Origin of the sequence: Actinoplanes xinjiangensis (assembly GCF_003148685.1) — a bacterium.
GTDB classification, from domain to species: Bacteria; Actinomycetota; Actinomycetes; order Mycobacteriales; family Micromonosporaceae; genus Actinoplanes; species Actinoplanes xinjiangensis.
Genome location: NZ_QGGR01000003.1, coordinates 635,136 through 644,526, shown reverse-complemented (window position 1 = coordinate 644,526; position 9,391 = coordinate 635,136). Strand labels below are relative to the sequence as shown.

The 9,391-nt window shown below is 70.9% G+C and carries 12 protein-coding genes; 6 read left to right on the top strand and 6 right to left on the bottom strand.

Annotated elements, in window-relative coordinates; translation table 11 throughout:
- Window positions 1-95: 95 nt before the first annotated feature.
- Together BC793_RS09835 and BC793_RS09830 are read right to left on the bottom strand one after the other, a co-directional pair.
- On the bottom strand, window positions 96-590 hold the full coding sequence (locus BC793_RS09835) for a methylated-DNA--[protein]-cysteine S-methyltransferase (RefSeq protein WP_109591536.1): 495 nt from the start codon (window positions 588-590) through the stop codon (window positions 96-98).
- 143 nt (window positions 591-733) lie between these two features.
- Window positions 734-2,233, bottom strand: coding sequence for a DNA-3-methyladenine glycosylase 2 family protein (locus BC793_RS09830; protein ID WP_109591424.1), 1,500 nt, complete (start codon window positions 2,231-2,233; stop codon window positions 734-736).
- 146 nt (window positions 2,234-2,379) lie between these two features.
- Here BC793_RS09830 and BC793_RS09825 point away from each other — a divergent pair, with 146 nt between their 5' ends.
- The 4 genes from BC793_RS09825 (at window position 2,380) to BC793_RS09810 (ending at window position 5,047) form a co-directional block, all read left to right on the top strand.
- Window positions 2,380-3,174 (top strand): alpha/beta fold hydrolase, encoded by a 795-nt coding sequence (locus tag BC793_RS09825; protein WP_109591422.1) that lies wholly within the window; start codon window positions 2,380-2,382, stop codon window positions 3,172-3,174.
- Between the two features lie 22 nt (window positions 3,175-3,196).
- On the top strand, window positions 3,197-4,282 hold the full coding sequence (gene ychF / locus BC793_RS09820; RefSeq protein WP_109591420.1) for a redox-regulated ATPase YchF: 1,086 nt from the start codon (window positions 3,197-3,199) through the stop codon (window positions 4,280-4,282).
- Between the two features lie 85 nt (window positions 4,283-4,367).
- Window positions 4,368-4,652 (top strand): hypothetical protein, encoded by a 285-nt coding sequence (locus BC793_RS09815; protein ID WP_109591534.1) that lies wholly within the window; start codon window positions 4,368-4,370, stop codon window positions 4,650-4,652.
- Entirely contained in the window at window positions 4,634-5,047 is a 414-nt protein-coding gene (locus tag BC793_RS09810) for a DNA-binding protein (protein ID WP_109591418.1), read from the top strand. Before BC793_RS09815 ends, BC793_RS09810 begins: the two co-directional genes overlap by 19 nt.
- A gap of 54 nt (window positions 5,048-5,101) precedes the next feature.
- On the opposite strand, the gene BC793_RS09805 is transcribed toward BC793_RS09810, so the two are convergent.
- A complete protein-coding gene (locus tag BC793_RS09805; RefSeq protein WP_109591416.1) occupies window positions 5,102-5,671 on the bottom strand; it encodes a Uma2 family endonuclease in 570 nt (189 codons plus the stop codon).
- Window positions 5,672-5,675: 4 nt separating this feature from the next.
- Complete coding sequence (locus tag BC793_RS09800; protein WP_109591532.1) at window positions 5,676-6,152, bottom strand: GNAT family N-acetyltransferase; 477 nt, start codon at window positions 6,150-6,152, stop codon at window positions 5,676-5,678.
- A gap of 62 nt (window positions 6,153-6,214) precedes the next feature.
- On the opposite strand from BC793_RS09800, the gene BC793_RS09795 reads away from it, so the two are divergent.
- Window positions 6,215-6,838, top strand: a complete 624-nt coding sequence (locus tag BC793_RS09795; protein WP_109591414.1) for a TetR/AcrR family transcriptional regulator — start codon at window positions 6,215-6,217, stop codon at window positions 6,836-6,838.
- Window positions 6,839-6,930: 92 nt separating this feature from the next.
- Here BC793_RS09795 and BC793_RS09790 read toward each other — a convergent pair whose 3' ends face one another.
- Both BC793_RS09790 and BC793_RS09785 read right to left on the bottom strand, forming a co-directional pair.
- Window positions 6,931-7,551: a phosphatase PAP2 family protein gene (locus tag BC793_RS09790; protein WP_239169739.1), complete on the bottom strand. Its 621-nt coding sequence runs from the start codon at window positions 7,549-7,551 to the stop codon at window positions 6,931-6,933.
- A gap of 78 nt (window positions 7,552-7,629) precedes the next feature.
- Entirely contained in the window at window positions 7,630-8,079 is a 450-nt protein-coding gene (locus tag BC793_RS09785; protein ID WP_239169738.1) for a MarR family winged helix-turn-helix transcriptional regulator, read from the bottom strand.
- 200 nt (window positions 8,080-8,279) lie between these two features.
- On the opposite strand from BC793_RS09785, the gene BC793_RS09780 reads away from it, so the two are divergent.
- Window positions 8,280-9,389 (top strand): G5 domain-containing protein, encoded by a 1,110-nt coding sequence (locus BC793_RS09780; protein WP_146246214.1) that lies wholly within the window; start codon window positions 8,280-8,282, stop codon window positions 9,387-9,389.
- Window positions 9,390-9,391 lie beyond the last annotated feature (2 nt).

Genomic DNA, 9,391 nt, shown 5'->3' with positions numbered 1-9,391 from the left:
ATCCAGACCCGCTTGCCACTCCGCGAGCACCGCCCCACCCAACATGACCAGTCAACGAGCGACCGCTGCTCAAGTCGCAACACCGGGTTGCAGTATTAGGCCGCCGACTCGTGCCGCAACAGCCACTCCTTGACGTGCAGGCCCCAGCGGTAGCCACCGAGCGACCCGTCGGTCCGCAGCACCCGATGACACGGCGTGAACAACGCCACCGGATTGCGGGCACAGGCCGCCGCCGCCGCGCGGATCGCCGCCGGCCGGCCGGACAACCCGGCGAACCCGGTATACGTCACCGGGGCGCCCGGCTTGATGCCCCGCATCACCTGCCATGCATGCGACATGAACGCGCCGGCGGTGTGCTGCTCGACCTCGATCGCGTCGATCGCGGTCAGGTCACCCTCCAGATATGCCCGGACGGCCGGGCCGACCGCACCCGGGTCACCCGGCCGCGCAGGCTCCAGCAGCACCGGATGCACCAGCTTCAGCAACTCGGCCACGTCGGTGGTGAAACCGGCAGCGCGCACCGCCCCGGTCTTCGCCACCACCACGGTGAACGGGCCGACCGGGCTGTCCAAAGTCGAATGGAGCAACATCGTTTCCTCCTCGGTGGGGGCATACAGCGTGACGCGTTCTCGCCGCCGGCGGGCTCGGAAGTGGCCCACCTGTGGACAACCGCGACCGCGCTTTCAGCAATGTGGACAACCGATCGGCGCGGTCCGCCGACGGGTAGGTTCGGTTACGCGGCACGCCACAGACGGATCAGGGCGTAGGAGCGCCAGGGACGCCAGCGCTCGGCGTACGACGAAAGGGTTTTCGCGGTGGCGGGCAGGCCGAGTGCCTCGGCGCCGCGGCGGGCCGCGAGGTCGGTGGGAAGGAAGACGTCGGGGTCGCCGATCGCGCGCATGGCGACGTAACCGGCGGTCCAAGGGCCGATGCCGGGCAGCTCGGTGAGACGGTTCACCGTCTCGGTCCGGTCGGCGGTGGGGTCGAGGTCGAGCTTGCCGTCGGCTACCGCCTCGGCGAGGGCCCGGATGGTGGCGCGGCGTGCCGCCGGCATGCCGAAGGCGGTGTCCGGCAGGGCGGCGATGACGTCGGCCGCCGGGAAACCGGCGAGCCGCGTGGCGGTATCGGTTTGGGGGATGGGGGTGGGTTCCCCCACGGAGACCGGGCACGCCACGGGGACAGGTTCCCCGGCAGCGACGGAACCGGCCGCCGCCCGCAGGATCCGCCCCAACGTGGTCCGAGCCCCCGCCACACTCACCTGCTGCCCCACCACGGCCCGGACAGCCATCTCGAACCCGTCGACCGCTCTCGGCACCCGCACCCCCGGCTCGTCCGCCACCACCCGAGCCAGAGCCGGATCACCCCCGAGCAGTCCATCGACGGCCACCGGATCAGCGTCCAGATCGAAGAGCCGCCGGCACCGGGCGACCGCCGGCGCCAGATCGCGCACGTCGTCGAGCCGCAACGTCGCATGAACGACCCGGTCGCCGGGCCGCAGGCAGACGGTCGCACCCCCGTGCGGCAGGCTCAGCCCCCGCCGATAGGCCCCGTCGGTGACCTCGTCGACGCCGGGCAGTGTCCGTCCGGCGAAGAACGACAGCAGTGAGCCGGCATGCAGCGGCGGCCGGTACGCGAGCCGAAGGTTGACGACTCCGGCCTCGCCCCGGCCCACGGGCTGCCTCTCCCGCATCTGGCTGGGCGACCGCGCATAGACCTCGAGCATCGTGTCGTTGAACTGCCGCACACTGCCGAACCCGGCCGCGAACGCGATCTCGGCGAGCCCGAGGTCGGTGGTCTCGACGAGGATCCGGGCGGTCTGGGCGCGCTGGGCGCGGGCGAGCGCGAGGGGCCCGGCGCCGAGTTCGGCGGTGAGCATCCGGTTGAGGTGCCGTTCGGTGTATCCGAGCCGCCCGGCCAGCCCGGGTACTCCTTCGCGGTCGACGACGCCGTCACCGATGAGGCGCATGGCGCGGCCCACGGTGTCGGCGCGGGTGTCCCATTCGGGTGAGCCGGGTGCGGCGTCGGGCCGGCAGCGGCGGCAGGCGCGGAATCCGCCGCGCTGGGCGGCTGCCGCGCTGGGGTAGAACGTGACGTTCTGCCGTTTGGGGGTGACGGCCGGGCAGGACGGCCGGCAGTAGATGCCGGTGGTGCGGACGGCCGTGTAGAAGCAGCCGTCGAACCGCGGGTCACGGCTGTCGACGGCCCGGTAGCAGTGTTCGAAGTCCAGCTCCATGTCGTCGAGTCTGCTCCCGGCGGGGCCGGTTCAGCTGGCGGGTTTCGGACATGACCGTGCCGGGGCGGGAAGTGCGATGACTTACCGAGGCAGGCGGCTGTCAACTCCGGTTGACGAGTCGGAAAGCGTCAACTACGGTTGACAGCATGATGGTGCAAGCGGCAAGGACCGACATCCGGTGGCGCGCCTTCGGCGGCGGGCCCAAGGTCGTGCTTCTGCACGGCGGCATGCAGAGCTCCGCCAACTTCACGAAACTGGCCCGATCGCTGGCCGGCGACTTCACCGTCTACGTCCCGGACCGGCGTGGTCGCGGGCGCAGCGGTCCCGCCGGTCCCGGCCACGGGCTGCGTGACGAGATCAGCGACCTGGCGGCGGTGCTCGACGAGACCGGCGCGCGCAACGTGTTCGGCCTCAGTTCCGGCGCGGTCATCGCGTTGCGCGCGGCGATGGAGCTGCCGATCGAGCGGCTCGCGCTCTACGAGCCGCCGCTGAAGTACGGTGACCACGACCCGGTCGCGTGGCTGCCGCGGTTCGAGAAGGAGCTCTCCCGTGGTCGCCGGGCCGCGGCGTTCGTCACGGCCGCGAAGGGCACAGGCGATCTTCGGTACGCACCACGCGCGGCCCTGATCCCGCTGCTCGGCATCGCGATCCGGGCCGGCGACGGCAGGCGTATCGGCGAGCTGATCCCGACCATGCGCCTGGACGCGGCGGTCGTCGAGGATGCGGCCGGGCCACTCGGCACCTACCGGTCGGTGACCGCGGAGACACTTCTGCTGGGTGGCGACCGCTCCCCGGCGTACCTCAAAGGGGTTTTGAACGGTCTGGAGCCCGTCCTGCCACGGGTGCGGCGGGTGACCTTGACCGGCGTCGGGCATCACGCCGCCGACGACAGTGGCAAGCCCGCGATGGTCGCAGCCGTTCTGCGGGAGTTCTTCCGCTGACGCTTGCGTAGACTGGCGTTCCGTGAGCCTCACCATCGGAATCGTCGGCCTGCCCAACGTCGGCAAGAGCACCCTGTTCAACGCCCTGACCAAGAATGACGTGCTCGCCGCGAACTACCCGTTCGCGACGATCGAGCCCAACGTCGGCGTGGTCGGGCTGCCCGACGAGCGGCTGGGCAAGCTGGCCGAGCTGTTCGGCAGTGAGAAGATCCTGCCGGCGCCGGTGAGCTTCGTCGACATCGCGGGTCTGGTCCGCGGCGCCTCCAAGGGCCAGGGCCGGGGTAACGCGTTCCTCGCGAACATCCGCGACGCGTCCGCGATCTGCCAGGTGGTGCGCGCGTTCTCCGACCCGAACGTGCTGCACGTCGACGGCAAGGTGTCCCCGGCCGACGACATCGAGACGATCAACACCGAGCTGATCCTCGCCGACCTCCAGACCGTCGAGAAGGCGCTGCCCCGCCTCCAGAAAGAGGCGAAGCTCAAGAAGGAGAAGGCCGCCACGGTGGCCGCCGCCGAGGCCGCGTTCAAGCTGCTCAACGACGGTGTCACCCTCTACCAGGGCGCCGGCCCGGCCGGCATCGAACTCGACCTGCTGGCCGAGCTGCACCTGCTGACCACAAAGCCCTTCCTGTACGTGTTCAACGTCGACGAGACCGAGCTGGGCAATGCGGCGTTCCTCGACGAGCTGCGTGCCCTGGTCGCGCCCGCCGAGGCCGTCTTCATGGACGCGAAGATCGAGTCCGAGCTGATCGAGCTCGACGAGGCCGACGCTCTGGAGCTGCTCCAGTCGACCGGTCAGTCCGAGCCCGGCCTCAACCGGCTGATCCGGGTCGGGTTCGACACGCTTGGCCTCCAGACCTACCTGACCGCCGGCCCGAAGGAGGCCCGCGCCTGGACGGTTCCGGTCGGTGCCACCGCCCCCGAGGCGGCCGGCGTCATTCACTCCGACTTCCAGCGCGGCTTCATCAAGGCCGAGATCGTCAGCTACGACGACCTGGTCGCCGCCGGTTCCATGTCGGCCGCGAAGGCCGCCGGCAAGGTCCGCATGGAAGGCAAGGACTACATCATGAAGGACGGCGACGTCGTCGAGTTCCGCTTCAACGTCTGATCGCGGGTCAACGTCTGCCGCGTCGGCCCGGCCCGGTGGGCTACGCCTGTGTGGCACTTTCCTACTCGATTGACACACTGGGGTGATGAGCGAAGCGGTTTACCGCATCGGCGAAGGGCCGGCGACGCGGGTGAGTCTGTCGCTGCCAGAGGGGACGGCCGAGGCGATTCGGGCGCGGGTGGGCAAGCGGGAGTTCTCCGCGTTCATTGCCGAGGCGGTCGAGCGGGAGTTGCGCGGGCAGGTGCTCGACGAGTATCTGGCCGACTACGAGAGCCGCAAGGGGCCGGTTTCCCAGGAGGCTCGTCGGCGAGCGCGGCAGGTCTTCGACGGAGTGTTCGCCGAGGAGGGCGAGTGGCCCGCCGCAGGCTGATCCACGAAGGAACGCTGGTGCTGGACAGCGAGGGGCTCTCGAAGCTGCTCTCGGACGACGAGCAGGTGGTGGCAATGACTGCCGAGGCGCGCTCGCGTGGCATGGAGGTGGTGATCAGCGCGCTCACCATCATCGAGGCCGTCCACGTTCGCACCCACAAGGTGCGCCTGAACTGGGTACTTTCTGGGTTGCGAGTGATTCCGATCGGTGACGAGGAAGCAAGGGCAGCGTCAAAGTTGCTGATGGATGCCGGCTTGCACGGGCATAAGTACGCGATTGATGCGGCAGTCGCCGAGGCTGCGATGCGCCAGCACCGCCCTGTGGTCATGTTGACTTCCGGCCTCGACGACATGGCCAAGCTCTGCGGCGACCGTGTCCGGCTTGTGTCGGTGTGAGTTCTCGTTGCGACTTCGTCGGCCGAGCGTGAGTGAGGATGGCCTGCCCGCGGCTCATCTTCGTGGAATGAGGCCGCTCAGGTCGATGTCGAACGGAACCGGCCGGCGAAGCATGCCCCGGTGAATCCCGGCCGCGACGTACGCCCTGGTCGGCTCGTCCAGCTCGTAAGCATGGACGGCGGGTGATCCGCTCTCGTCTTCGATCCGCCAGTAATGCGGAATGCCAGCCTCGGCATATTTCCGCAGCTTGACCGTGCGGTCTCGGTGGGCTGATTCGGGGGAGACCACCTCGACGACGAGCCGCACCTCGTCCGGCGTGAAATACGTGCGGTCGGGATCGTAGGCGGCGCTGGTCTCCAGAACGTCCGGCTCCGGCCGATTGTGTTTGTCGAGCCGGATCGTCATCTCCTGATCGACCTCGAAGCCTTCCGGTGCCTGTGCCGCCAGCGTCTGCCGGAGAGTGGAGACGAGACGGCTGTGCCAGGCCCGCTGTGGCGACATCCTGAAGACGAGCGCTCCGTCGATGGGTTCGGTGTGCCGAGGAGCCTCAGGGAGGCGGTCCAGGTCTTCCGCGAACCAGCCTTCCGCACGTGGTGGGTGCATCCAGTCGGGCAGACCGGTCATGAGACTAGGGTAGCGGACTGCTGAGAGTCAGCGCGCGCTCGTAGCAGACCGAGAGGTGCGAGCCGACGTAGGCGCCGAAGAGGGGGATCTCGTGGTAACCCTCCCGCTGGTAGAAGCGCATCGCGTCGGGCTGGGCCGGGCCGGTCTCCAGTCGGATCGTGGTCCAGCCCCGGTCCAGGGCGGCCGATTCCAGGGCCCGGAGGATGGCGGTCGAGGCCCCCGAGCCGCGGGCGGCCGGGGCGACGAACATGCGCTTGACCTCGGCGGTCGTCGCGTCCAGGCGGCGGAGGGCGCCGCAGCCGATCGGGGTGCCGTCGGCGTCCACGGCGACCAGGAACAGGTCGATGTCGGCGGCGGACGGCGGGGTGCCGGGCTCGTGGTCGCCGGTGCCGTAGCGGGCGTCGAGTTCGGCCCGCTGGGCGGCCCGGAGTGCGGCGCCGGCCGGGTCGTCCCAGGGGCGGGGTTCGATGGTCCAGGTCATGGCATCCTCCATTCGGAACGGATGTTACGGTAACAGCCGTTACGAAAAGAGGGGTGCGACGCGTGTCACGTACGGCGGATCGGTCCGCGCAGGGGGAGACGTTGTCCCGGGCGGTGTGGAGCGTGCTGGCCGAGCAGGGGCTGGAGCGGCTCACCGTGCGGGCCGTCGCGGCCGCCGCCGGATGCACGACGGGGCTGGTCATGCACCGGTTTCCGAACCGGCAGGCGCTCCTGCTGCACGCCCGGGAGCTGCTGCACCGGGTGACCCGGGCGCGGGTCGAGGCACTGGAGGCTGAGGCGGGCTCGCCACGGGCGGCGCTGCGGGCCGTCCTGCTCCAAGGCATGGCGCTCGACGAGCAGACCCGGCAGGAGGCGATCGTGTGGATGGGCTTCCTGGCCGCGGCGGTCACCGACGACGAGCTGATCGCCGAGCACCGGCGCAACAACCGGGCGTGGCGGGAGCGGGTCGAGCGGCTCACCGCGGCCGCCGCTCCGGAGTGGACCGCAGGGCGGGTGGCCACCGTCGCCCTGGCGCTGATCGCGATGACCGAGGGAGTGGCCGTCTACGCGGCCGCCGACCCGGCCGCGTTCCCACCGGCCGACCAGGAACGCATGCTCGACGCGACACTGACCGCTCACGGCCTGGATGCCGCCGGTGAGGGCGACGGGGAGCAGCGCCGGAGCTGAGGTGCCGGTAAGGCAGGTCCGGCGTCAGAAAAGCCGGGAGGCGAAGGTCGGGGACCGAAAGGCCGGAGACCGAAGGGCCGGGGACCGAAAGGTCAGCGCAGGAGCGGGAAGACCGTACCGGCGATGAGGGCGCCGACCAGCGCACCGGCGACCACCTGGGCCGGCGTGTGCGCGGTGAGCCGGACCCGGGCCCAGCATCCGAGCACCACCAGCGGTACGCCGAGCAGGGCGATCGCGCCGTAGACGGCGGTGAGCGCGGCCACCGTGCCGGCCGCCACGCCGGCGTGGATCGACATCTTCCACCAATGGGTGACCAGCGCGAACGCGGCCAGGCCGACGCCACCGGCGGTGAGCAGCGCGAGCACCTCGCGGGGCGCTCCCAGCGCCAGCATCAGCAGCAGACCGGCGATCAGGGAGGCGGTGCCGAAGAGCAGCGGGATACGGCGGTCGGCGCGTTCCGGGATGTGGTGGTTGGTGAGTCGGCCCCGGCGTACGCCGTGCAGGACGTAGCCGAGGGGGATGACCGCGGCGAACAGGGCCCCGGGCAGCCCCCACCAGCGGGAGACGCCGGGGGTGTCGCCGGCGTGCCAGCCGACGGTGAGCAGCAGTACGGCGACCAGAACCGCGGGGGCGAGCACCTCGGAGACGACGGTGGCGATGCGGTCGAGGGCGCCCGGGGCCGTCCGGGTTTCGTCGGGGGCAGCGTTCAGCACGGTTAGATCATCGCAATCGGGACGGCCCATCCCGGCGGCGCGAAACGCGGGAGAGGCGCGCGAGTAGTGCCGGACGGATCAGTGCTCGGCGGCCATCGCGTCGAAAGCCCTGGCCAGGTGGCGCAGGTCGAGGCCGTCGAGGTGGTCGAAGATGTGCCGGCGGACGCTCGCCAGATGGGTGGGCCAGGCCTCGCGGAGCCGGGCCATGCCCTTCTCGGTGAGGACCGCGTTGGCGCCGCGCGCGTCCTCCTCGCAGCGGATGCGGCGCAGGCAGCCGAGCGATTCGAGTTTGGCGGCGAGGCGTGTCATGCCACTCAGTGACATGTCACATGCGGTGGCGAGTTCACTCATCCGCATGAGGTGGCCGGGGGTCTCGGAGAGGTGGCGCAACACGGTGTACTCACTGGCGGACATGCGCTGCTCGCGCATCAGGTCGGCGTCGAGGGCGCGCGGGATGACCAGCAGGAACCGGCCGAGGGCGCGCATCACGGCCTCCTCGTCCGGGCTGAGTGGTGCGGGCGCGGGCATGGGGTCGATCGTACGGTGGCCGCGCACCCGCAGGTCGCCGCCGACTTTGCGCCTCGCCGGAGCAACGTGTGGGAATGGTCTCGGGGCGTGGGCGTCAGCATTTCGGGTGACCGGCGTTGACTTGCCTGCAGGCCCCGAGAAGTAACAATGTTTTGGTGCAAAACCAGACAACTAGTGACTCTTGGCAGCATCTGCTCGAAATGCCACGAAAGTCTTGGTGGGCCCGACTGCCGTTCGGCGTGCGGATGACCGCCGGCGCGTGCGCGATGTTCGTGATCGTCGGTGGTGGCGTGGCCGGTGCCGTCTCCACCATGACCGCTCCCCATTCGTCCGGGGTCTCCGGCCAGGACGTCGGGCCCGATCTCGGCGCACCGCGGCTGGAGGAGGACCCCGAGGTGGTCAGCCGGGCCGCGGCCGCCGCCGAGCCGCTGCCACCGCGGCACGGCGAGACCACGGCCCCGGCCCCCGCACCGGCCGGCGTCGCAACGGGGGGCGAGAGCACGGCGGCTCCCGCGACGGGGCGGGGAGCGCCGGGGGCGGGCCGGCGGACCGGGCCGGGGCGCGAGGCCGGGACGGGTCATCAGCAGGCCGGAACGGGTCATCAGCAGGCCGGGACGGATCATCAGCAGGCCGGACCGGGCCGGAACGCGCCCGCACCGAACAGGAGGGCACCGGCGCCCCACATCGCGGCCGCTGCCGATCAGCTCAGCCGGGCCCGGACCGCCGACGATCGCGCCGACCGCACCGGGCCGCGCCGCGACCGTACCCTCGCTCAGGCCCCGGCCCTGCGCAAAGCGGCGGCCGCACCGGTCGTCACCACCCGGACCGACGTCGAGACCCGCGCCATCCCGTTCGACACCAAGGTGATCCGGGACCCGTCGATGCTCCGCGGCACCCGCCGTGTCGAGACGCGCGGCGCGGCCGGCGAGCGGACGCTGCGCTACCTGGTGACGCTGATCGACGGCCGGCAGACCTCGCGGCGGCTGCTCGGCAGCACGGTCACCCGGCAGCCGAAGAAGCGTGTCGTGGTGGTCGGATCGGCCCGCCACATCGATCCCGGCGTGGAGTGCGACGCGATCCTCGGCATCTGCCTGCCGTTCGGCCGGACCGCGATGGCCTGCCCGGGCGACGGAACGACGGACCCGGTCGCCCCGGCGGCGCCCTGGGCCGATGTGACCGCGGACTCGGATTCGGGCGGGATCCTGATCGCCGATGAGGACCTGGAACTGCTGGGACCGGGCGGTCTGGAGAGCCTGGAGGGTCAGGAGGATCGGGACGGGGCCTACCGGGAACCCGCCACACTGTGTTGACG

Bases quoted from the DNA above. Each gene is read 5' to 3' on its own strand.
- BC793_RS09835 (WP_109591536.1), bottom strand. From the start codon at position 590: ATGTTGCTCCATTCGACTTTGGACAGCCCGGTCGGCCCGTTCACCGTG.
- BC793_RS09830 (WP_109591424.1), bottom strand. From the start codon at position 2,233: ATGGAGCTGGACTTCGAACACTGCTACCGGGCCGTCGACAGCCGTGAC.
- BC793_RS09825 (WP_109591422.1), top strand. From the start codon at position 2,380: ATGATGGTGCAAGCGGCAAGGACCGACATCCGGTGGCGCGCCTTCGGC.
- BC793_RS09815 (WP_109591534.1), top strand. From the start codon at position 4,368: ATGAGCGAAGCGGTTTACCGCATCGGCGAAGGGCCGGCGACGCGGGTG.
- BC793_RS09805 (WP_109591416.1), bottom strand. From the start codon at position 5,671: ATGACCGGTCTGCCCGACTGGATGCACCCACCACGTGCGGAAGGCTGG.
- BC793_RS09800 (WP_109591532.1), bottom strand. From the start codon at position 6,152: ATGACCTGGACCATCGAACCCCGCCCCTGGGACGACCCGGCCGGCGCC.
- BC793_RS09785 (WP_239169738.1), bottom strand. From the start codon at position 8,079: ATGCCCGCGCCCGCACCACTCAGCCCGGACGAGGAGGCCGTGATGCGC.
- BC793_RS09780 (WP_146246214.1), top strand. From the start codon at position 8,280: ATGCCACGAAAGTCTTGGTGGGCCCGACTGCCGTTCGGCGTGCGGATG.